At 65.9% G+C, this 23,465-nt stretch carries 19 protein-coding genes and 1 other RNA gene; all 20 read right to left on the bottom strand.

Going from position 1 to position 23,465, the window contains the following annotated elements; translation table 11 throughout:
• Positions 1–6: 6 nt before the first annotated feature.
• Positions 7–1,230: a bifunctional glutamate N-acetyltransferase/amino-acid acetyltransferase ArgJ gene (gene argJ, locus H7A12_12090; GenBank protein MCP5321542.1), complete on the bottom strand. Its 1,224-nt coding sequence runs from the start codon at positions 1,228–1,230 to the stop codon at positions 7–9.
• 31 nt (positions 1,231–1,261) lie between these two features.
• Positions 1,262–3,994 carry a preprotein translocase subunit SecA gene (secA, locus tag H7A12_12085; GenBank protein MCP5321541.1) on the bottom strand — a complete coding sequence of 911 codons (2,733 nt, stop codon included), beginning with the start codon at positions 3,992–3,994 and terminating at the stop codon, positions 1,262–1,264.
• 148 nt (positions 3,995–4,142) lie between these two features.
• Positions 4,143–5,039, bottom strand: a complete 897-nt coding sequence (locus H7A12_12080; GenBank protein ID MCP5321540.1) for a UDP-3-O-acyl-N-acetylglucosamine deacetylase — start codon at positions 5,037–5,039, stop codon at positions 4,143–4,145.
• Between the two features lie 124 nt (positions 5,040–5,163).
• Positions 5,164–6,327: a cell division protein FtsZ gene (ftsZ, locus tag H7A12_12075; protein MCP5321539.1), complete on the bottom strand. Its 1,164-nt coding sequence runs from the start codon at positions 6,325–6,327 to the stop codon at positions 5,164–5,166.
• A gap of 40 nt (positions 6,328–6,367) precedes the next feature.
• Complete coding sequence (gene ftsA / locus H7A12_12070) at positions 6,368–7,597, bottom strand: cell division protein FtsA (GenBank protein ID MCP5321538.1); 1,230 nt, start codon at positions 7,595–7,597, stop codon at positions 6,368–6,370.
• Positions 7,598–8,428, bottom strand: a complete 831-nt coding sequence (locus H7A12_12065) for an FtsQ-type POTRA domain-containing protein (GenBank protein ID MCP5321537.1) — start codon at positions 8,426–8,428, stop codon at positions 7,598–7,600.
• Positions 8,425–9,360: a D-alanine--D-alanine ligase gene (locus tag H7A12_12060; protein ID MCP5321536.1), complete on the bottom strand. Its 936-nt coding sequence runs from the start codon at positions 9,358–9,360 to the stop codon at positions 8,425–8,427. The genes H7A12_12065 and H7A12_12060 overlap by 4 nt, the downstream gene beginning before the upstream one ends.
• Before the next feature lie 26 nt (positions 9,361–9,386).
• Complete coding sequence (gene murC, locus H7A12_12055) at positions 9,387–10,823, bottom strand: UDP-N-acetylmuramate--L-alanine ligase (GenBank protein ID MCP5321535.1); 1,437 nt, start codon at positions 10,821–10,823, stop codon at positions 9,387–9,389.
• On the bottom strand, positions 10,820–11,905 hold the full coding sequence (murG, locus tag H7A12_12050) for an undecaprenyldiphospho-muramoylpentapeptide beta-N-acetylglucosaminyltransferase (protein MCP5321534.1): 1,086 nt from the start codon (positions 11,903–11,905) through the stop codon (positions 10,820–10,822). The genes murC and murG overlap by 4 nt, the downstream gene beginning before the upstream one ends.
• Positions 11,898–13,076: a putative lipid II flippase FtsW gene (gene ftsW / locus H7A12_12045; GenBank protein ID MCP5321533.1), complete on the bottom strand. Its 1,179-nt coding sequence runs from the start codon at positions 13,074–13,076 to the stop codon at positions 11,898–11,900. The genes murG and ftsW overlap by 8 nt, the downstream gene beginning before the upstream one ends.
• Before the next feature lies 1 nt (position 13,077).
• Positions 13,078–14,439: a UDP-N-acetylmuramoyl-L-alanine--D-glutamate ligase gene (locus H7A12_12040; GenBank protein MCP5321532.1), complete on the bottom strand. Its 1,362-nt coding sequence runs from the start codon at positions 14,437–14,439 to the stop codon at positions 13,078–13,080.
• A 15-nt stretch (positions 14,440–14,454) separates the two neighbouring features.
• Positions 14,455–15,537 (bottom strand): phospho-N-acetylmuramoyl-pentapeptide-transferase, encoded by a 1,083-nt coding sequence (locus tag H7A12_12035; protein ID MCP5321531.1) that lies wholly within the window; start codon positions 15,535–15,537, stop codon positions 14,455–14,457.
• A complete protein-coding gene (locus H7A12_12030; GenBank protein MCP5321530.1) occupies positions 15,537–16,919 on the bottom strand; it encodes a UDP-N-acetylmuramoyl-tripeptide--D-alanyl-D-alanine ligase in 1,383 nt (460 codons plus the stop codon). Before H7A12_12030 ends, H7A12_12035 begins: the two co-directional genes overlap by 1 nt.
• Positions 16,916–18,397 (bottom strand): UDP-N-acetylmuramoyl-L-alanyl-D-glutamate--2,6-diaminopimelate ligase, encoded by a 1,482-nt coding sequence (locus H7A12_12025; protein ID MCP5321529.1) that lies wholly within the window; start codon positions 18,395–18,397, stop codon positions 16,916–16,918. Before H7A12_12025 ends, H7A12_12030 begins: the two co-directional genes overlap by 4 nt.
• Positions 18,394–20,127, bottom strand: a complete 1,734-nt coding sequence (locus H7A12_12020; protein ID MCP5321528.1) for a penicillin-binding protein 2 — start codon at positions 20,125–20,127, stop codon at positions 18,394–18,396. Before H7A12_12020 ends, H7A12_12025 begins: the two co-directional genes overlap by 4 nt.
• Positions 20,124–20,432 carry a cell division protein FtsL gene (gene ftsL / locus H7A12_12015; GenBank protein ID MCP5321527.1) on the bottom strand — a complete coding sequence of 103 codons (309 nt, stop codon included), beginning with the start codon at positions 20,430–20,432 and terminating at the stop codon, positions 20,124–20,126. The genes H7A12_12020 and ftsL overlap by 4 nt, the downstream gene beginning before the upstream one ends.
• Complete coding sequence (gene rsmH, locus H7A12_12010) at positions 20,432–21,361, bottom strand: 16S rRNA (cytosine(1402)-N(4))-methyltransferase RsmH (protein MCP5321526.1); 930 nt, start codon at positions 21,359–21,361, stop codon at positions 20,432–20,434. Before rsmH ends, ftsL begins: the two co-directional genes overlap by 1 nt.
• 23 nt (positions 21,362–21,384) lie before the next feature.
• Positions 21,385–21,840: a division/cell wall cluster transcriptional repressor MraZ gene (mraZ, locus tag H7A12_12005; protein MCP5321525.1), complete on the bottom strand. Its 456-nt coding sequence runs from the start codon at positions 21,838–21,840 to the stop codon at positions 21,385–21,387.
• A gap of 302 nt (positions 21,841–22,142) precedes the next feature.
• Positions 22,143–22,544: RNase P RNA component class A (gene rnpB, locus H7A12_12000), an RNA gene on the bottom strand.
• 15 nt (positions 22,545–22,559) lie between these two features.
• Complete coding sequence (rsmI, locus tag H7A12_11995) at positions 22,560–23,438, bottom strand: 16S rRNA (cytidine(1402)-2'-O)-methyltransferase (GenBank protein MCP5321524.1); 879 nt, start codon at positions 23,436–23,438, stop codon at positions 22,560–22,562.
• Positions 23,439–23,465 lie beyond the last annotated feature (27 nt).

The raw sequence follows: 23,465 nt of genomic DNA, 5'->3' as shown, positions 1-23,465 counted from the left end.
CACCACTCAGGTACGGTATTCGGCGTTGATGCGCACGTAGTCGTGCGAAAGGTCGCTGGTCCACACGCTCGCCGACGCCGCGCCACGACCAAGATCGATCACGATCCGGATCTCCTCACGCGCCATCACGCGCTGTCCATCAGCCTCGGTATAGGCAGGATCACGCGCCCCGCCACGCACGATCGGCACCTCGTCGAGATCGATGGCCACTCGCGCGACATCCAGTCCGGCAACGCCGGCGCGCCCGACCGCAGCGAGAATGCGCCCCCAGTTCGGATCGCTGGCAAACAGCGCCGTCTTCACCAGCGGCGACTCGGCGACTGCATACGCGGCACGCCGGCACTCCGCGACGTCGAGCCCACCCCGCACCATCACCTCGACGAATTTCGTCGCACCCTCGGCGTCGCGCACGATCGCCTGCGCGAGTTCCAGGCAGACTTCCTCGAGTGCCGCCGCCAATTCCATCGCGCCAGCATCCGTGATCGAGCGGATCGGCGGTGCGCCGGCCGCACCGGTTGCAACCAGCACGCAGGCGTCATTGGTCGACGTGTCACCATCGACCGTGATCGCGTTGAAGCTGGCGTCCACCGCGCGCCCGAGCAGCGCATCGAGCAGCGCCGGATCGACCGTGGCGTCCGTCGCAACGAAGGCGAGCATCGTCGCCATGTCGGGACGGATCATGCCCGCCCCCTTCGCGATGCCGCTGACCGTCACCGCGGACGTGCCGATACGCACACGACGGCTGGCTCCCTTGGGCCGTGTATCGGTGGTCATGATGCCTTCGGCTGCCATTTGCCAGCCTTCGGCATCCAGCGCCGCCAGCGCCTGCGACAACCCCGCAATCACACGGGCGGTCGGCAGTGGCTCGCCGATCACGCCGGTCGAGAACGGGAGGACGGCTTGCGGTGTCAGCGCCACGAGATCCGCAAGCGCGTCACAGCACGCGCGGGCGTCCTGTATCCCGCGCTCACCGGTACCTGCGTTGGCATTGCCGGTATTGATCAGCAGATGGCGTACTCCGGCGGCCGTCGCAAGATGTTCGCGAGCCACCGTCACCGGTGCGGCGCAAAAGGCGTTGCGCGTGAACCGTGCAGCAACGCGACTGCCCGGAGCCAGTTCGAGGATCACCAGGTCGCGGCGACCCGGCTTGCGGATGCCGGCGCAGGCGCTACCGAGGCGCACGCCCTGCACCGGGGCGAGCGGAAAGCGGGAGGCTGCGCCTACTGCCATCGAATGTACTCCTCGCGACGGCGTGCGCCGATCAGGCGATCTGCCCGTGGCAATGCTTGTATTTCTTGCCCGAACCGCATGGGCACGGCTCGTTGCGCCCGACCTTCGGCGTCTCGCGCACGAACGGCTCCGCTGCCACCGCCGGTGGCGGTTCGGCGTCAGCCGCATCCTCATCCGGCGCAACCGCCAACCCGGAAGCCGATGCATGCATGTAGCGGGCACGCTGCTGTTCGCGTTCCTGCGCTTCGCGCTGCTGGCGCTCCAGCGCCTCGACTTCCTCCTCGCTGCGCACCTGTACGCGCGACAGGAATCGCACGACCTCGTACTTGACGTTCTCGAGCAGTTGCTCGAACAGCTTGAACGCCTCGCTCTTGTATTCCTGCTTCGGGTTGCGCGCGGCATAGGCGCGCAGGTGGATGCCCTGGCGCAGCGCGTCCATCGTCGCCAGGTGTTCCTTCCACAGCGTATCGAGCACCTGCAGCATGATATGGCGCTCGAGCTTGCGGGCTTCCTCGCCAAGCGGTGCGATACGGTGGCGGTAGTCTTCGGCCACTGCGTTCACGATGCGCTCACGCACCGCACGCTCCTCCAGTCCGGACTCCTCCTCCAGCCAGTGCACAACCGGCAATTGCAGCCCGTATTCGGCGTGCAGGTGCTGTTCGAGGCCGGCGATGTTCCACTGCTCCTCGATGCTTTGCGGTGGCATGAAGCCATCGATCACGCCATTGACCACATCGGCCCGGATCCGCTCGATGGCGTCGCTGACATCGGCTGCCATGAGCAGTTCGTTGCGCTGCGTGTAGACCACGCGACGCTGGTCGTTGGCGACATCGTCGTACTCGAGCAACTGCTTGCGGATATCGAAGTTCCGGCCTTCGACCTTGCGCTGCGCCTTCTCGATCGCATTGCTGACCATGCGGTGCTCGATCGCCTCGCCGCGCTGCATCCCGAGCGCCTGCATGAACCCCTTGACGCGATCGGACGCAAAGATACGCATCAGATTGTCTTCGAGCGACAGATAGAAACGCGACAGCCCGGGATCCCCCTGGCGGCCCGCGCGTCCGCGCAACTGGTTGTCGATCCGCCGCGATTCGTGTCGCTCGGTACCGATGATGTGCAGCCCGCCGGCCTCGAGCACACGGCGGTGACGCCCCTCCCAGTCCGCACGCAGCGCCGCAACCTTTGCCTCGGTGACATCCTCGATCTGCGCGATCTCGGCCTCGAGATTGCCACCCAGCACGATGTCGGTACCGCGACCGGCCATGTTGGTTGCGATCGTGACCGTTGCGGGCCGTCCGGCCTGTGCGATGATCTCTGCCTCGCGCTCGTGGTACTTCGCGTTCAGCACCTGGTGCGGAATCTTCTGCTTGTGCAGGAACTGCGAGAGTTCCTCCGAGGTTTCGATCGACGCCGTGCCGACCAGAACCGGCGCGCTCTTGTCGGTGTACGACTTGATGTCGGCGACCACCGCCTCGAACTTTTCCTCCTTGGTCAGGTACACGAGGTCGTTCAGGTCCTGGCGGATGCACGGCTTGTTGGTCGGGATCACGACGACGTCGAGGCCGTAGATCTGGCGGAACTCGAACGCTTCGGTGTCTGCGGTACCGGTCATCCCGGCAAGCTTCGCGTACAGGCGGAAATAGTTCTGGAACGTCGTCGAGGCCAGTGTCTGGCTTTCGGACTGGATGCGCACGCCTTCCTTGGCTTCGATCGCCTGGTGCAATCCTTCCGACAGCCGCCGCCCCTGCATCGTGCGCCCGGTGTGCTCGTCGATCAGCACCACCTGTCCGTTCTGCACGATGTACTCCACATCGCGCTGGAACAGGTGATGAGCGCGCAACGCCGTATGCACATGGTGCAGCAGCGCGAGATTGATTGCGTGATAGAGACTCTCGCCTTCCGGCAACAGGCCTTCGGCGATCAGCAACTGCTCGATGAACAGATGCCCGTCCTCGGTGAGTTCGACCTGGCGTGTCTTCTCGTCGATCACGAAGTGTCCTTCGGCACTTTCCTCGGCAGCGCGGCGCATGCGCGGCACCAGCGCATTGATGTGCTTGTACAGCCGCGAACTGTCCTCGCTGGCACCGGAGATGATCAGCGGCGTGCGCGCCTCGTCGATGAGAATCGAATCGACCTCGTCGACGATCGCGAAATTGGGCTCGCGCTGCATGCGGTCCTCGAGACTGAAGACCATGTTGTCGCGCAGATAGTCGAAGCCGAACTCGTTGTTGGTGCCATAGGTGATGTCGGCTGCGTAGGCTTCGCGCTTGCTCTGCGCATCCTGCCCGGTGAGGATCACACCGACCGTCATGCCGAGGAAGCGGTAGATCGGCGCCATCCAGTTAGCGTCGCGCTGCGCAAGGTAGTCGTTCACGGTCACCACGTGCACGCCCTTGCCGGCAAGCGCGTTCAGATAGACCGGCAGGGTAGCGACCAGCGTCTTGCCTTCACCGGTGCGCATCTCGGCGATGCACCCCTCGTGCAGCGTGATGCCGCCGATCATCTGCACATCGAAATGCCGCATGCCGAGCACGCGCCGGCCAGCCTCCCGCACGCAGGCAAATGCCTCCGGCAGCAGCTGGTCCAGCGCTTCACCACCGGCAAGGCGCTCACGCAAACGCACGGTCGACGCACGCAGCTCAGCGTCGTCGAGAGCGCTGATCTGTGGTTCCAATGCGTTGATACGCGTCACGATACGCCGCATTCGCTTGAGTTCGCGGGCGTTCTTCGTGCCGAAAATCTTCTGGATCAGCGAGCGGACCATGGTTCAGGCGGGTTCCGGGCGTGAAGCGGCACGCGATTATAACCGAGGCAACCGTACTGCCGCGCGAGCTTGCATGGTGAAGCAACGCTCCGGCAGCCCCGGAGCGTCTCTGGATTGCGACAGGATCAGCGGTTCAGGCAAGCGACGTTCAGGCCGCCGCACGGATGCGGCGGTAACTGCCGGCGACTTCTTCCACCAGCTCCCACGCATCGGGGCGCGCAAGCAGCGCACGCAGCAGGGCCACGTTCATCGCATGCCCCGATTTATGGCCGCGGAACTCCGCCACCAGGCGCCGGCCGAGCAGGTACAGATCGCCGATCGCATCGAGAATCTTGTGCCGCACGAACTCGTCCTGGTAACGCAATCCGTCTTCGTTCAGGATGCGATCGCTGTCGACGACGATCGCGTTGTCGGTACTGCCGCCGAGCGCAAGGCCGTGCGAGCGCAGGTACTCGACTTCGTGGGTAAAACCGAAGGTACGTGCGCGACTGATGTCCTTCACGAACGATGCCGTCGCACTGTCGAAGCTTGCCGTCGCCTTGCTGTGGCGCAGCACCGGATGATCGAACTCTATCGAGAACTCGACCCGGAACGAATCCGACGGATACAGCGCCGCGAACTTGTCACCATCGCTCACCTCGATCGGGCGCAGCACGCGCACGTAGTGGCGCGGCTGGTGCTGCTCGGCGATTCCGGCCGACTGCAGCAGGAATACCAACGGCCCCGCACTGCCGTCCATGATCGGCACCTCGGATGCCGACAATTCGACGATCATGTTGTCGATGCCGACGCCCGCGCACGCCGCAAGCAGATGTTCTATCGTGCCGACCTGGACCCCGTCGCGGCGCAGCATCGTGCACAGCCGCGATTCGCATACGTAGTCCACTCGCGCCGGCAACTCGACCACGGGATTCAGATCCACGCGCCGGAACACGATGCCGGTACCCGGCGGTGCCGGAAGCAGATTGAGGTGGATGTCCTCACCCGTATGCAGACCGACACCGCGTGCGCGAATCGAATTGCGAAGCGTATGTTCCATCGTCAGCATTTTCACAGTTGTACCCCACCCATATGGTTATCCGATCTGCGGGGTCGGCCTGCCTTGTCGACGGATGCCGTACACCGCACCATGCGTGGCGCGGCGCACGGGTCCCACCCGTTGCCGGCCCTCAGTCCACTTGCCGGCGCAGAAAAGCGGGAATATCCAGATAATCCAGATCCCGCTCCGCACCGACCGCGATCTGCGGCCGCTCGGCTGCCGGCTCGCGCCCTCCGGCCTGGCGTCGCCGCACCGCCGGCGAATCCAGCCCGCGATAATCCGGACCGGCAGCCGCCACGTGCGTGTTGTCGACCACCTTGACCGGTCGCTCCTTGCGCGCTTCACCCAACCCCGTGGCCACCACCGTGACCTTGATCTCCCCGTTCATTTCCGGATCGATCACCGTTCCGACCACCACGGTCGCGGAGTCAGATGCGAACTCCTCGACAGTGTCGCCGACTTCTTCGAATTCGCCGAGAGAGAGATCGGGTCCCGCGGTGATATTCACCAAAATACCCCGGGCTCCCTGCAGATTGATGTCCTCCAGCAACGGGCTGCGGATCGCCGCCTCGGCAGCCTCGCGCGCACGGTTCTCGCCACGTGCAACGCCGGTTCCCATCATCGCCATGCCCATTTCCGACATCACGGTACGCACATCCGCGAAATCGACGTTGATCATCCCCGGGCGGATGATCAGATCGGCAATGCCCTGTACCGCGCCGAGAAGCACGTCATTCGCCGCCTTGAACGCATCGAGCAGACTGGTGTTCTTGCCAAGCACGCTGAGCAGCTTCTCGTTCGGGATCGTGATCAGCGAGTCGACGTGCTGCTGCAATTCCAGCAATCCCTCTTCGGCGATCGTTGCGCGCTTCTTGCCCTCGAACTTGAACGGCCGGGTGACCACCGCAACGGTCAGGATGCCGAGCTCCTTGGCCACCTCGGCGACGATCGGCGCCGCACCGGTGCCGGTGCCGCCACCCATGCCAGCCGTGATGAACACCATATCGGCACCGCCCAGCACTTCCGCGATGCGGTCGCGATCCTCGAGTGCCGCCTGGCGCCCGATCTGCGGATTGGCACCCGCGCCGAGCCCCTTGGTGATACCCGAGCCAAGCTGCAGCACGGTACGCGAGGCGATGTCGGACAGTGCCTGCGCGTCGGTATTCGCGCAGATGAACTCCACCCCATCGACCGAGTTGCCGATCATGTGCTTGACGGCGTTGCCGCCGCCACCACCGACGCCTACCACCTTGATGACTGCGGTCTGCGGTACGTTGTCTACCAGTTCGAACATGGCTCACACCTCTCCGTTGAATTGACTGACGGTCCAAAAATCAGAAATTGCCCTGCAACCACTGCTTCATCTTCTTCACCAGGCCGCGGCCCGGAGCTTCCTTGACACCTGCGCCGGCCGCGTACTGCTTGACGCCGAACAGCAGCAGTCCCACGGCCGTCGAATAGATCGGGTTCTTCACGATATCGGCCATGCCCTGCACGCCGGCGGGAGAACCGATGCGTACCGGCATGTGGAAGATCTCCTCGGCGAGTTCGACCACGCCTTCCATCTTCGAGGTGCCACCGGTCAGCACGATGCCGCCGGCCAGCATGTCCTCGAAGCCGCTGCGGCGGATCTCCGACTGCACCAACGTGAACAGCTCGTCGTAGCGCGGCTCCACGACCTCCGCCAGCGCCTGCCGCGACAGGTCACGCGCGCCGCGCTCGCCGACACCGGGCACCTTGATCGTCTCGTCTGCGCCGGCCAATTGCGCGAGCGCGCACGCATAGCGGATCTTGATCTCCTCGGCGTACTGCGTCGGCGTGCGCAACGCCATCGCAATGTCGTTGGTGACCTGGTCACCGGCGATCGGGATCACGCCGGTATGGCGGATCGCGCCTTCGGTGAAGACCGCGATATCCGTCGTGCCACCGCCGATATCGACCAGGCAGACGCCGAGCTCACGCTCATCGTCGGTCAGCACCGCGTAGCTCGATGCGAGTTGTTCGAGGATGATCTCCTCGACTTCGAGGCCGCAGCGACGAATGCACTTCTCGATGTTCTGCGCCGCATTGACCGCACAGGTCACGACGTGCACCTTCGCCTCGAGGCGCACGCCGGACATCCCGAGCGGCTCCTTGATCCCCTCCTGGCTATCGATGATGTATTCCTGCGGCAGGATATGCAGGATCTTCTGGTCGGCCGGTATCGCCACCGCCTGCGCTGCATCGATCACGCGTTCGATGTCGTGCGCGTAGACCTCACGGTCACGGATCGCAACGATGCCGTGCGAGTTCAGGCTGCGGATGTGGCTGCCGGCGATACCGGCATATACCGAGTGGATCTGACAGCCTGCCATCAATTCGGCCTCTTCGATCGCACGCTGGATCGACTGCACGGTCGATTCGATATTGACCACCACACCCTTCTTCAGGCCGCGCGAAGGGTGCGAACCCAGCCCGACGATCTTCAGCAAACCGTCGCCAGCAACCTCGCCGACCATCGCGACCACTTTCGAGGTGCCTATATCCAGCCCGACAATCATCTTTCCGCTCATCGATACCCTCATTCACTGCTGTGTCGCGCCGGCGCCACCGGCGCGCGCGCGATACTTGCGTCCCGCTGCCGGTTCGCCCTTCCAGGCCACCGCGACGCCGTTGGTGTAACGCATGTCCAGGCGCTCCACGCGGTCGCGCTCCATCGCCCAGTCGTGCGTGAACAGGCGCGCCATCCGCGCGGCCCTGCGCTCGATGTCGCGCCGCCCCAACAGCACCTCACTGCCGTTGTCGAGCCGCATGCGCCACGCGTGCTTGCCGTCCAGCATCAGTCGTGCGATGCGCAGCCCCGCCGGCTCCAGCAGCCCCGTGAACACATCGAACTGGCGCAGCAACATCGTCTCGCTGCCCGCAGGTCCGTCGACACGCGGCAACTCCACACCCGGCAGCCCGACCTGCGGATGAAACACCTCGGCGTAGGGGTTGAGGTACGCGTCGTCACCGAAGCGCAGCACCGGGACCTGCTCCGTGATGAACACCATCAACCGATCCGGCCAGGCGCGGCGCACCGTGACCTGGTACACCATCGGCAACGCCAGCAGGTCGTCGCGGATGCGCGCGAGATCGACCATGAAATAACCCGTACCCAGATGCGGCAGCATGATCCGCTCCACCACCTCGCGATCCAGAAAGCGGAAATCTCCGTTTACCGTGACCTTGCTGATCGGCACGTTTGCGACTTCGGTCAGTGCGGCGTAGCCGAGTCGCAACGCCACCACCAGCAGCACCGCGATCGTTACCGGCGTCAGCCACGCTGCACGCGTGACGCGCCGGCCAGCACCCTTGCGCGTCGCGCCGCGGCGCAGTCCGGCCCGACCACCGAGGCGCAGCAACACGCTGCTCATGCACCGGACCCCATGTACTGGCTGCACGCGAGACTCGCATTGAAGATGCGCGCCACCAGATCATCGAAACCGATCCCGGCCGCCCGTGCTGCCATCGGTACCAGGCTGTGGTCGGTCATGCCGGGCGAGGTGTTCACCTCGAGCACCAGAAATTCGCCACTGCCGGCATCGCGCATCACGTCCACGCGCCCCCACCCGCTGCAACCCAGGCTGTCGTAGGCGTGTGCGGCAAGCCGGGCGAGCGAGCGCTCCTCGGCCGGCTCGAGCCCCGAGGGGCACAGGTAGCGCGTACTGTCGAGACGGTATTTCGCGTCGTAGTCATAGAACGTGCGCGGTGTTTCGAGCCGGATCGACGGCAGCACCTCGCCATCGACGATCGCCACCGTGTATTCCGGGCCGTCGACACGGCGCTCGACCAGCACCTGGGTGTCGTATCGACGCGCCAGCGCGATGGCCGCGCGCAGCGTCGGCGCGTCGTCGACCGGCGAGATGCCGATGCTGGAGCCCTCGCTGGCCGGCTTCACGAACAGACGCGGCCCGAGCCGGGCGCTCAGCGCCGCATAATCCGCGGCGGCGTCCCCGACCAGCGCAAAGTCCGGCGTGGCGACACCCTCGGCCTGCCAGAAGCGCTTGCAACGCAATTTGTCCATGGCCAGCGCGCAGGCGAGCACACCGCTCCCCGTGTAGCTGATTCCCAGCGTCTGCAGCGCTCCCTGCATCGCACCGTCTTCACCGCCTCGGCCATGCAGCGCTATGAACGCATGCGCCACACCGGCATCGACCAGACGTTGCACGACGTCCGCGCCAACATCGAACGCCAGCACCTCGCCCAGCCGTCGCGCGAGCGCCGCGTGCACGGCTCGCCCGGAGGCGAGCGATACCTCGCGCTCCGCCGACGTGCCACCCATCAGCACGGCCACCGGTCCGCGCAGCGCTGCGGTATCGATCGCGAACTCCCTCATGCCTGCCTCTCGCTTCGAGTGGCCCACTCGACGACGGCTCCGACCAGCCTGCCAACGCTGCCCGCGCCCTGCAGCAGCAGGAAATCGTCTGGCCTGAGCACCTGCTCCAGCAGTTCAAGCACGTCCTCGGTTCGTTCGACGAAGATGGGGTCGATGCGTCCGCGCTGGCGGATGCTGCCACTGAGACTGCGCCCGTCGGCACCCGGCAACGGATCCTCGCCTGCCGGATACACCTCGAGCAGCAGCAGCACATCGACCTGCGACAGCACGCGCACGAAGTCCTCGTAGAGTTCGCGCGTGCGCGAATAGCGGTGTGGCTGGTACACCATCACCAGGCGCCGCCCGGGCCAGCCGGCACGCACCGCGGCAAGGTTTGCTGCAACCTCGGTCGGGTGATGCCCGTAATCGTCGACCAGCAGGAAGCTGCCACCGGCGCACGGAAGCTCCCCGTGCGACTCGAACCGTCTGGCCACGCCCTGGAAATTCGCCAGACCACGCACGATGGCCTCGTCAGCGACGCCCTCGTCGCTCGCCACCGCCACCGCAGCCGTCGCGTTCAGCGCATAGTGACGCCCGGGCAGGCCAAGGTGCAGATCGAGCGCGGCACGCCCCCCGGGGCGCAGCACCCGGAACCGCGAACTGGCCCCGTGCTGCCGGTAATCGCGCAGGCGATAGTCGGCGGATTCCGATTCGCCATAGGTCAGAACCTGGCGCGCCACCTCAGGGAGGATCGAAGCCGCTGCCGGATCATCGATGCACACCACGCACATGCCATAGAAAGGCAGGTTGTGCAGAAACTCCACGTAGGTGCGCTTCAAACGCTCGAAATCGCCGCCATAGGTCCCCATATGGTCGGCGTCGATGTTCGTGACCACGGCCACCATCGGCTGCAGGTGCAGGAACGATGCATCACTTTCGTCGGCCTCGGCGACCAGATAGCGGCTGTCGCCCAGACGTGCATTGGCCTGCACGCTGTTCACGCGCCCGCCGATCACGAATGTGGGGTCTAGTCCTGCCTCGGCGAAGATCGTCGCGATCATGCTCGTGGTGGTGGTCTTGCCATGGGTGCCCGCAATCGCGATGCCGTGACGAAAGCGCATGATCTCGGCAAGCATCTCCGCGCGCGGCACCACCGGCACGCGACGTTCGCGCGCGGCGACGATCTCGACGTTCCCGGCAGTGATCGCACTCGAGGCAACCACGACATCCGCGCCGGAAATATTCGTCGCACGATGACCGATGTGCACTTCGATGCCGAGCGAGCGCAGGCGATCGATCACCGCCGATGCGGCCGTGTCGGAGCCCGAGACGCGGTAGCCCTGATTGCACAGCACCTCGGCGATTCCGCACATCCCCGAGCCGCCGATGCCGACGAAATGGATATGTCTGATGCGACGCATCCCGGGAACCGGCGTGTGATGCTGCCCGCTCATCGTGCAATCTCCAGGCATGCGGTGGCGACGCGCACCGCGGCGTCAGGCCTCGCGAGCGAACGGGAACGAAGCGCCATCGCGAACAGCTCTGCGCGCGCCGACCCGAGACGCTGCAGTTCTGCAGCCAGCCAGACTGGTGTGAAGTCACGCTGAGCCACTGCGACCGCCGCACCCGCAGCCACGAGCCAGCGCGCATTCGCACTCTGGTGATCGTCGATCGCCGTGGGCAGCGGCACCAGCAGTGCCGCCAGTCCCGCGGCCGCGAGTTCGCTGATGGTGAGCGCCCCGGCGCGGCACACGACCAGATCGGCCCATGCGTATGCATTCGCCATGTCGTCGATGAATGCGCTGGTGCGGGCTTCCACACCCGCCTCGCGATAGCGTTCCGCACAGGCCGGGAGCTCCTGCGCCCCGCACTGGTGCCACACCTCAGGGCGCTGCGCAGCGTCGATCAGCGCCAGTGCAGCCGGCAGGGTTTCGTTCAGCACGCGCGCTCCCTGGCTGCCGCCGACGACCAGCAGCCGCAGCGCGCCCTGGCGCCTTGCAAGACGCTGCTCGGGGGCCGGCAGGCTCGCGATCGCCGCACGCACCGGATTGCCGACGACCTGCGCCCGCGGGTTCCCGGCGAACGGCCCCGGCAACCCGAGCAGGATGCGCCGCGCCAGGCGTGCCAGCAGGCGGTTCGTGGTCCCTGCGATCGCGTTCTGCTCGTGCACCACGATCGGCACGCGCAGCAGCCACGCCGCCAGCCCGCCCGGACCGGCGACGAAACCGCCAGTGCCGAGCACACAGGACGGGCGCAGCCTCCACAGCAGGCGCAGTGCCTGCACCACGGCGCGCAGCAAGCGCAGCGGCAGCAGCAGTTGCTCGCTGCGACGCTTGCCGCGCACACCGCTGGTGTCAAGGAAGTCCAGCGCGATGCCGGCCGCCGGCACCAGGCGTGCTTCCATGCCGCTGCGCGTTCCCAGCCAGTGCACCCGCGCTCCGCACGCGACGAGCTCTGCCGCCGCCGCAAGCCCGGGGAACACATGCCCACCGGTCCCGCCGCCGGTGATCAGCACCAGAGGCTGCTGCTCAGGCATGACGCAGCCTCCATGGCGCAGGCGCCGCAACCGGTGCGATACGCAGTTCGCGCTCGATGCGCAGCACCAGCCCCATCATGGCGAGCAGGACCAACAGGCTGCTGCCACCGTAGCTGAGGAACGGCAAGGTCAAGCCCTTGGTGGGCAGCAGGCCCGCATTGACGCCGATGTTGATGAACACCTGCGCTGCGACAAGCAACGCAATGCCGAAGCACACATGGGCCTGGAACGGCTGCTGGCGCCGCGCAGCCTCGCTGCCGATGCGCAGGATGCGCGCCACCAGCGCTGCGAACAGTGCGATCAGCGCCATGCAGCCGATCAGTCCGAGTTCCTCGGCGATGATCGCGAACACGAAGTCGGTGTGAGCTTCCGGCAGGTAGAACAGCTTCTGCACGCTGTTGCCGAGCCCGACGCCGAACACCTCGCCACGACCGAAGGCAATCAACGCCTGCGTGAGCTGGTAGCCACCGCCAAACTGCTCCGACCACGGGTCGAGGAAGGTGATCAGGCGCTGCACCCGGTACGGGGACCACACCGCCACGACTGCGGCGCCGCCGAGGGCGGGCAACAGCAGCACACCAAACTGCAGCAGGCGCGCTCCGCCGAGGAACAGCATCGCCATTGCAGTGCCGCTGATCACCACCGCAGCGCCGAAATCGGGTTCGAGCAGCAGCAGCAGCACCACCACGCCGAGCAACCCGAGCGGCTTGAACATCCCGCGCCAGTGGTTCTGCACCTCGTGCTGGCGCCGCGTCATGTAGCCTGCGAGGTAGACGATGAAGAACAGCTTCATCAGCTCGGAGGGTTGCAGATTGAACGGACCGAAAGCGATCCAGCGTGTCGCGCCGTTCACTTCGCGACCGACGCCGGGAACCAGCACCAGCGCGAGAATGGCGATCCCGGCCACCAGCAGCCACGACCCCGCGTGTTCCCACAGCCGCACCGGCAACTGCAGCATCAGCCACAGCGCACCCGTTCCCAGCACCAGAAAGATCGCGTGACGGACGATGTGATAGAAGGGATCACCGTACTGTTCCGCGGCGTAATCCATCGACGCCGAACCCATCATCACGAAACCCGCTGCCGACAGCGTCACCACCAGCACGAGCAGCTGACTGTCGAGACTGCCAGCGCGGCGGATCAGCACGGCTTCGGTCTGTGTCGACTGCATCTCAGCCTGCGCCTCCGCCCGCGAGTGCCTGCACGGCACGTACAAATGCGTCGCCACGCTCCTCGAAGTCACGGAACATGTCGAAACTGGCGCATGCCGGAGAGAGCAGCACGATGTCGCCCGCCCGTGCGAGGCCGCGTGCCACACTGACCGCCGCATCCATCCCGGCAGCACGGTGCACCGGCAGCACGTCGCCGAGCGCATGCTGCATCCGCGCGGCCGCCTCGCCGATCAGCACCACGGCACGCCCCACGCGCTCGAGCTCGGCAGCAAGCGCCGTGAACTCGTTCTCCTTCGCCACGCCACCGGCGATCAGCACGATGCGACCGGCGCAGTCGGCGGCGAGGCCACGCAACGCAGCGACTGCGGCCGCCACATTGGTTCCCTTGGAATCGTCGAAGTAATCGACACCTTCAAAGTGGCGCACGTGCTGGCAACGGTGCCGCAAGCCCCGGTACTCGCGCAGCACCGCGAGTTGTGCCGCACGCGGTATGCCTGCCGCGTCGGCCAGCGCCACCGCAGCCAGCGCGTTGCCAACGTTGTGGCGCCCGCGCAATCCGAGTTCGGAGACGCCCAGCAATGGCTCGCCGCCCTGCGCCAACCACGGCCGACCCGCCAATGCGACGAGTCCGTAGTCCGGCGCCTGCGCCGACCCGAGCCCGAAGCTGCTGCGCGTGCCCGTGCAGCGCGCCGGCACAAAGGTCCGCGGGTCGTCACGGTTGAACACCACGTGGCGGGCACCGTCGTAGACGCGCAGCTTCGCCCGATGGTAGGCGTCCAGATCGGAATAGCGGTCGAGGTGATCCGGTGCGAAATTGAGGATCGTCGCCACGTCGGCAGCGAAATCGATCACGGTCTCGAGCTGGAAGCTCGACAACTCGAGCACGTAGAGCGCCGCTGCGGGATCCAGCAGTTCGAGCGCCGGCGTACCCAGATTGCCGCCGCAGCCGCAGCGCAGACCGGCCGCGTGCGCCATCATGCCGACCAGCGTGGTGACCGTACTCTTGCCGTTGGTACCCGTGATCGCGACGATCGGTGCACGCGCCTCGCGATGGAAGAGTTCGATATCGCCGATCACCGCCGCACCGGCAGCACGTGCTGCAGCCAACGCCGGCCCATGCGGATCCAGCCCTGGACTCACGAGCAACTCGCGGGCGCCGGCGAGAAAGGCTGCATCGAGCGCGCCAGTACGCAACTCCACGTCGGGAAATTCGCTGCGGAACGACTCGAGTGCGGGCGGGCGCTCACGGCTGTCGACAACCGCAAACGGCACGCCACGCCGTGCCAGAAAGCGCGCGCACGACAGCCCGGTGCGGCCCATGCCGACTACGATTTGCGAGGCCTTTGCTGCGGCGTCTTGCATCATGTGAATGGCTGCTCAGCGCAATTTCAAGGTCGCCAGCCCGAACAGGACCAGCACCACGGTGATGATCCAGAAGCGCACGATCACGCGCGGCTCCGGCCAGCCCTTGAGCTCGAAATGGTGATGGATCGGCGCCATGCGAAAGATCCGCTTGCCGGTCAGCTTGTACGAGCCGACCTGCAGCATCACCGATACGGTCTCCATCACGAACACGCCACTCATGATGAAAAACACGATCTCGTGGCGCACGATCACTGCAATGACACCCAGCGCGGCACCGAGCGCCAGCGCCCCCACATCACCCATGAAGACCATCGCGGGATAAGTGTTGAACCACAGGAAGCCGAGTCCTGCGCCGACCATCGCCCCGCAGAAGATCACCAGCTCACCGGCGCCGGCGATATAGGGAATGTGCAGGTACGGCGCAAACTCGCTGTGTCCGGCCAGGTACGCAATCACCGCGAGCGCACCGGCCACCAGTACGCTCGGCAGGATCGCCAGCCCGTCGAGACCGTCGGTGAGATTCACGGCATTGCTCGCACCGACGATCACGAAATAGGCGAGCACCACGTAGAGCGGGCCAAGCGCGAACGCAACCTGCTTGAAGAACGGCACTATCAACTGGGTTTCGGCAGCAGAGCCTGCGTTCGCGTAGAGATACACGGCAGCCCCGGCACCTGCCAGCGACTGCCAGAAATACTTCCAGCGCGCCGGCAGACCACGCGGGTCCTTCTCGATGACCTTGCGGTAATCGTCGACCCAGCCGATGGCACCGAACGCCACCGTCACGGCGAGCACCACCCAGACGTAACGGTTGTCGAGATCGCCCCACAACAGCGTGCTGGTCACGATGCCGACCAGGATCAGTGCGCCCCCCATCGTCGGCGTGCCCGCCTTGCTGAGGTGCGACTGCGGTCCGTCGCTGCGTACCGCCTGGCCGATCTGCCCGCGATTCAGCCGCCGGATCATCACCGGCCCCACCAGCAAGGTGATCGCCAGTGCGGTCAGCACGCCGAGGATGCCGCGAAACGTCAGGTACTGGAATACCGCAAATCCCTTGGCATACTGGCTGAGCCACTCGGCCAACAACAGCAGCATCAATGCCTCCCTGCCCCGGCCACGCCGGGGTCCGCGTCGACGAGTGCGTCCACCACCCGCTCCATCGCCGCCGCACGCGACCCCTTCACCAGGATCACGCAACCGGGACGATCGAAGCTGCGGCAGGCGGCGGTCAGCTCTTCATGTGATGCGAAGATCCGGGCACCGGTGCCGAATCCCGCCGCGAGCGCCTCTGCATGTTCGCCGCAGGCGAACAGCTGCGTGACACCACGCAAGCGCGCATGCGCCCCGACTTCACGATGCAGGTCGCGGCTCCCGGCACCGAGTTCGGCCATCGCACCGAGCACCAGCACACGCTCACCGTCGAAGCTCACCAGCGAGTCGATCGCGGCCCGCACCGACCCCGGATTGGCGTTGTAGCTGTCGTCGATCAGCAAGGCGCCGCGTGTCGTGACACGCGGCTGCATGCGTCCGGCTACCGGAACGACCGCCTGCAGGCCGGCGCGAATCGCCTCGGGCCGCACACCGAGCGCCACCCCGACCGCAGCAGCGCATACGGCGTTCGCCACCTGCTGCACGCCGGGCACTGCCAGGCGCACATCGCCGCATCCGGCCGGGGTCAGCAGACGAAAGCGTGCGCAGCCATCCTGCAGTCGCACGTCTTCGGCGCACACGTCGGCGAGTGCATCGCCTCGCACACTGACTCCGATCACACGCCGCGATCCGACGCGCGCACGCCACGTGGCAGCGAAGGGATCGTCGAGATTCAGTATGGCGATGCCATCGGCACCGAGCGCCTCGTAGATTTCGCCCTTGGCAGCGGCCACCGCTGCCAGCGTGCCGAAGCCCTGCAGGTGCGCCGGCAACGCGTTCGTGACCAGCGCCACATCCGGGCGCACGAACGCTGCCAGGTACGCGATATCGCCGGGCCGGGCGGCACCCATCTCGATGACCGCCGCGTGCGCCTGCGGCCCCAGTCCGAGCAGCGTCAGCGGCACTCCGACCTCGTTGTTGAGGTTGCCGGCGGTGGCGTGCACCGGACCGCCGGTGCGCAGGATCGCCGCGATCATCTCGCGCGTCGTCGTCTTGCCGGCACTGCCGGTCAACGCCACCACGGGGCCGCTGAACAGCTCACGGTTATGCCGTGCAATCGCACCGAGCGCCCGCAGCGTGTCGGGCACCAGCAGCACCGGAACGCCGGCGCTGACCGGACGCGAACACAGCAGCGCAACCGCTCCGCCACGCTCGGCCTCGCCGACAAAGGCATGCGCATCGAAGCGCTCGCCGCACAGCGCGACGAACAGGCTTGCCGGCGCAATCGCGCGTGAATCGGTGCTGACGGCGGTGAAATGCACGTTGTGCGCGGGTGCAGCCACGCCCAGCACGCGCGCCACCTCCACCAGGCCCATCGCTCGCATCATGTGCGTAGCTCCCGCGCTGCGAGTGCCGCACGTGCAATCGCAGCGTCGCTGAACGGCACGCGCACCCCGCGCGCTTCCTGGTACTCCTCGTGCCCCTTGCCGGCGATCAGCACGCAATCGCCCGGCGCAGCCCGGGCGATTGCGTAGCGGATCGCCGCGGCGCGATCGCATTCGCGGCGAGCGCCTGCAGCCGGGATTCCGGTCGCGATGTCGTCGATGATCGCCTGCGGATCCTCGCTGCGCGGGTTGTCGCTGGTCAGCAGCACTTCGTCAGCGTGTTCCCATGCGATACGCCCCATCAACGGGCGCTTGGCGCGATCACGATCACCACCACAACCGAACACGCACCACAGCCTCCCGCTGGCGTGTTCGCGCAGCGCGCGCAGCGTCTGCTCCAGCGCGTCGGGCGAGTGCGCATAATCGACGATGACGAGCGGCGCACCCGCGGCATCGATCCGCTGCATTCTTCCGGGCACCGCGGGTGCGTTCTCCAGCGCGGCAAGCGCGTCGCCCAGCGCCACACCGCTCATGCACAGCGAGCCAAGCACTGCCAGCGCGTTATACAGATTGAAGCGCCCGAGCAGCGGCACACGCAGCGTTCCCGTCCCCCACGGGCTGAGGATCTCGGCAAGCAGCCCGCGTGATCCGGCCGTGACGCGCACCGCCCGCAACGGCGCATCACCGTCGCCGAGCGCATAGCCGAGCCCCTGCATGTCGCCTGGCAAGGTCTGCAGCAGGTGTCGCCCCCAGCCATCATCGGCATTGATCACCGCATGCCGAAGTCCGGGGTGTGCGAACAGCAGGCGCTTGGCCGCACCATAGTTCTCCAGCGTACCGTGGTAGTCGAGATGATCGTGACTGAGATTGGTGAACACGGCGGTGTGCAGATGCACTGCACGCACGCGACCCTGTTCGAGCGCGTGCGAAGACACCTCGAGCGCTGCGGCTCGTGCATCCTCGGCGCGCAGCACCGCCAGCATGCGCTGGATCGAGACCGCATCGGGCGTGGTGTGCCGGGTTGCGTCGAGCCGGCCCGGGAAGCCCCACCCGAGCGTACCGATCACGCCACAGCGCGTGCCGAGCGATTCCAGTGCTGCGGCGATCAACTGCGTGCAGGTCGTCTTGCCGTTGGTTCCGGTCACCCCGAACAGCGTCAGCTCCCGGGACGGATCACCGTAGAACCGCCCTGCAATCTCGCTGACCCGCTCGGCGAGTCCAGGCACCGCGATGATTGCGCCGGAGGATGCAGCACCGCTGGCCGCGTCTGCCAATACCACACGCGCGCCCCGACCAAGCGCATCGGCGGCGAACGCCATACCGTCATGATGAGCGCCGCGCAGTGCGATGAACGCCTCGCCGGCGCGTACTTCCCGGCTGTCGAGGCTGAGACCCGACAGCACAAGAGCACCTTGCGCCGTTCCCGCGAACTCGGGCAGCAGTTCGGCAAGCGTACGCGCCGTGGCCGCCGTGGCGCTCATGCCGGCTTCCTCGCCAACGCCTGCGCAGGCGGCAGGATCTGCTCCAGATCGTCGGGAGCCACATTCATCAGCCGCAGCGCACCGGCAACCACGGACGAAAACACCGGTGCCGCAATCGCACCACCGTAATAGACTCCACCGCGCGGATCACTGACGATCACCACACCGACCACGCGCGGATCGCTGGCTGGAGCAAAGCCGGCAAACAGCGATACGTAGCGATCTGCCTCGTAGCCATGCGACCCGAGGCGATGCACCGTCCCGGTCTTGCCGGCAACCGTGTAACCCTTGATTGCTGCCCGCACGGCGGTGCCGCCGGGCTGGGTCACGGTGCGCATCATCGTGATCAGCTCGGCAACCGACTCGCGCTCGTACACCTGCTTTTCCTGGCGTGTCTCGCGCGCACGCAGCAGCGTGATCGGACGCTCGACACCGCCCGCCGCGATGACGCTGTACGCCCGCGCAAGCTGCAGTGGCGTCACCGACAGCCCGTAACCGAACGCGAAGTTCGCACGCGCCACGTCGCTCCACTTTCGCGGCGCAGGCAGCCTGCCGATGCTCTCGCCCGGAAACCCGGTGCCCAGTGACTGCCCCAGACCAGCGCGCACGAACACATCACGGATCGCGTTCGGATCCAGTGACAGTGCGATCTTCGTGGTTCCGACCTGGCTCGACTTGGTAATCACGCCGCCCAGCGACAGCAGGCCGTAATTGTTGTGATCACGGAATGTCTTGCGCCCGACGCGGATATACCCGGGAGAAGTGTCGATCGTCATCCCGGGGTGGTACTTGCCGCTTTCGAGCGCAGCAATCATCGTCAGCGGCTTCATCGTCGAGCCGGGTTCGAACTGATCGGTGATCGCCCGGTTGCGCAGCGCCTGACCGATGTCCGCGCCACGATTGTTCGGGTTGTACGACGGCACATTGGCCATTGCGAGCACTTCACCGCTGCGCGCGTCGATCAGCACCACGCAGCCTGCTTCGGCGCCGGCGGCTTCGACTGCCTTCGTCAGTTCGCGGTGCGCGAGGTACTGCATGCGCAGGTCGAGGCCAAGCTCGAGTGCCCGGCCCGGGCGTGCTGGACTCAATTCCTGCACGTCGCGGATCACGTGACCGAACAGATCCTTGATGACCTGCTTCGACCCCTCTACGCCGGCCAGCCATTCGTCGTACGCGAGCTCGATGCCTTCCTGCCCGTGATCGTCGACGTTGGTGAACCCGATCACGTGTGCGGCAATCTGCCCGGCGGGATAGAAGCGCTGGTATTCCCGGCGCGCATAGACCCCGACGATGCCCAGATCGAGCACGCGCTGTGCGTCGGCCGGCGTCATGCGCCGGCGCAGATACGCGAACTCGCGGTTCGCCAGTGCGCGCATGCGCTGCTCCAGCTCGCCCGCCGGCACCTCGAGTGCGCCCTCGAGCCGCGCCCAGTCTCCGGCCTGCATGCCGGCTACCAACTGGCGCGGATTCGCCCACAGCGTCTGTACCGGAGTGCTGATCGCCAGCGGTTCGCCATTGCGGTCCGAGATGATTCCCCGGTGTGTCGGGATCGGCTCCACCCGCAGGGAGCGTGCATTGCCCTGCTTCTGCAGGAAGCGGTAGCCGCGCTCGGTGTCGAGCAACTGCAGTGATATCAGCCGCGCCACCAGCACGAGCGCCAGACAACCGAGCCCCACCGCCACCACGCGGATGCGCCACGCCGGCACGGCTGCGACCGGCCGCGTCTTCATTCGCCCACCAGCACGCGAAATTCCCCCTCGACCGGAACCATGCGCAGTCGCTCACGCGCGATGGCCTCGACGCGGGCATGCGAGGACAGTGTGCCGCGCTCGAGCAGCAGTTGCCGCCACTCGTTCTGGATCTCGTTCTCGTCACGCCGCGCCTGTTCGAGCTGGCGAAACAGCTCACGCGAGCTGTGCGCGGTGTAGATCACGCCGAACGACGACGCGACGACCAGCACCAGCAGGACCAACGCCAGCCAGGGCCAGCGATTGCGCCCGGGCGCAGCTCGCAGCGCACTCTCCACGTCTGCCATCACGCGGCCCTCCCGTCGCTTGCCAGGCGCTCGGCGACACGCAGTACCGCGCTGCGCGCGCGGGGGTTGTTCGCGACCTCCGCTTCGCACGGGCGCATTGCACGGCCGAGCCGTTGCAGCCGGGGCGCAACGACGGCCGGCATGCCGGGTTGCCCGGAATGACGCGAGGCATCACGCATGAAGCGCTTCACGATGCGGTCCTCGAGCGAGTGGAAACTGATCACCACCAGCCGACCACCCGGGCGCAGCAGCTCGGCGGCCTGCGCCAGCGCGGTGACGAGCGCTTCGAGCTCGCCGTTGACGAAGATGCGGATTGCCTGGAAGGCGCGCGTCGCCGGATGCTTGCCTTTTTCCCAGGCCGGATTTGCTGCAGCCACGATGCGGGCAAGCTGCGTGGTGGTGTGGATCGGTGCGCTTGCACGCTCGCGCACGATCGCCGCCGCCATGCGTCGCGCAAAGCGCTCCTCGCCGTACTCGCGCAACACCCGCTCGATCTCTTCGGCGCGTGCACGCGCGATCCATTCGGCAGCACTGCGCCCGGCGTGCGGATCCATGCGCATGTCGAGTGGTCCATCCTGCAGGAAGCTGAAGCCGCGGTGCGGATCATCGAGCTGTGGCGAGGACACGCCGAGGTCGAACAGGATGCCGTGCACGCCACCCTGCATGCCGTGACGATGCATGACCCGCGCAAGTTCGGCGAACGACGCCTGCTCGATCGTGAAGCGCGGATCGTCGGCAAGCACCGCCGCTCCGGCAGCACTCACCGCCTCGGGATCACGATCGATCGCAAGCAAGCGACCGCCGACGGCAAGGCGCCCCAGAATCGCGCGGGAATGACCACCACGACCGAAAGTTCCGTCCACGTACCAGCCAGTGGGATCTGTCACCAGAAAATCCACCGCCTCCTGCAACATCACAGGTGTATGCATCGCAACCGCCTGCCGCCGCTGGCCTAGAGTGACAATCGCAGCATCTCGGCGGGAATCGCATCCCCGGCACGAGTCATCTGCAGGCAGTTGTCACGCTCAGCCAGCCACGTGTCCTCGTCCCACAGTTCCATCTTGTTGCCCTGCCCCACGAGCACGGCCTTCTTGTCGAGTCCGGCGTACTCACGCAATGCCGGCGGGATCAGCACACGCCCACTGGCATCGCACTCGAGATCGCTCGCATAGCCGATCAGCAGGCGCTGGAAGCGACGCACCACGGGATTCAGGGTCGGAAGTGCCTGAATCTCGCGCTCCAGCTCTTCCCAGGTCGGCAACGGATAGACCAGCAGGCAGCGGCTCTGGGTGTCGATCGTCGCCACCAGCTGCCCGGCGCACAGCGACTGCAGCCGATCCCGCTGACGCGCAGGCATCGCCACGCGCCCCTTCGGATCGATGCTGAGATGGTGTACGCCGCGGAACACTGTCAGTTGCAGCCCGTTTTATTGTTGAAAATATCCCCATTCATCCACTTTCACCCACTTCGTCCCACTTTTTTGCACTATATGGACGCGCAAACTACCGGTCAAGGACGCAAAAACCCCTGACGCATGAAAATTTTTCTTTTTGAATCAAAGAATTACGAACGGATAAGGAGCACAGGAAAGGCTCACCAAAACGATTGGCGCCCCTTTACATGCCGTTGCACAGACAACTTAAAGTGAAACCTCAACAATGAGAATATTTTGTTATTAATTATAATAAAACTAATACAAGTCGTAATAAGAAGCAGAGTCGGCCTGTAAGCCGGGTTCTGTCGAGGACAGTCATTCATCTGGGACGAGCGTCACCGCGCGCCTCTAGCGACCTACCCGAACCCCGTGCGGGCCGCACGAAAGGGTTCCTATTTGGTCTTGCTCCGGGTGGGGTTTACCATCGCCACGCCTGTTGCCAGCCGTGCGGTGCGCTCTTACCGCACCATTTCACCCTTGCCTGCAACCGCCACCACGAAGGCGGAGGCTGCATCGGCGGTATGCTTTCTGTTGCACTTTCCGTGGGCTCACGCCCCCCAGGCATTACCTGGCACCCTGCCCTGTGGAGCCCGGACTTTCCTCCCGGAAAACCCACACGCAGAGACGCGGGCGCCTCCTGGTGCGAAGATCTTCCGGGCGACTGCCCGGCCAACTCTGCGCCGCGGAGTATATCACCGCGACGCTTCGGTCGGCCGCAACGCCAGGGCACTGCGGTAGACCTCGTTGCGTGCCCGCCCGCTGATCTGCGCCGCGCAGGCAACGGCCTCGCTGAGGGACATGCGCTCGAGCAAGGCCTTCAGCAGCACGTCGAGGCTCACGCTCACCTCATTCTGCTCGACAATCGCTTCGGCACCATCGAGCAGCAGCACGACCTCGCCGAGTTGCTGCTCCGGATCGCCCTCGACCTTCAGCAGCACGTCGTCGACACTGCCGCCGAGCACCGTCTCGTGCACCTTGGTCAGCTCACGTGCGAGCACACAGCGTCGCCCGCCACCGATCGTCTGTGCGACATCACGCAATGTCTCGAGAATGCGCCGCGGCGATTCGTAGAACACCAGCGTGCGGGTCTCCGTTGCCAGTTCAGCCAGACGCGCCTGACGTGCCGCGCTGCGCGCCGGGAGAAAACCTTCGAACACGAAGCGATCGGTAGGCAACCCGGCAACGCTCAACGCAGCGATTGCCGCACAGGGTCCGGGCACCGCCACCACCGTTACGCCTGCCGCCCGCGCGTCGCGCACCAACCGGTAGCCCGGGTCGGAGATCAGCGGCGTTCCGGCATCCGCCACCAGCGCCACCGAATCGCCTTCACCCAGGCGGCGCAGCAGGCCAGCACCACGGGAAGCCTCATTGTGGTCGTGATACGCAATCACCGGACGCGATATGCCCAACTGCGCCAGCAACCGTCGGCAGCGTCGAGTATCTTCGGCAGCGATCACGTCGACACCCGCGAGCACATCGACAGCACGCTGCGTGATGTCAGCGGGGTTACCGATCGGGGTCGCCACGACAAAAAGCAAGGTTCCACCCCCACGCCGGCAATCGCGCCGCAGCCGCTGCGACGGTTTGCGTTAGTATAC

The organism is Pseudomonadales bacterium, assembly GCA_024234165.1.
Taxonomy (GTDB): Bacteria; Pseudomonadota; Gammaproteobacteria; order Pseudomonadales; family UBA5518; genus UBA5518.
Note: the sequence above shows the minus strand (reverse complement) of the source record. Positions and strands in the feature narration are given on the sequence as shown.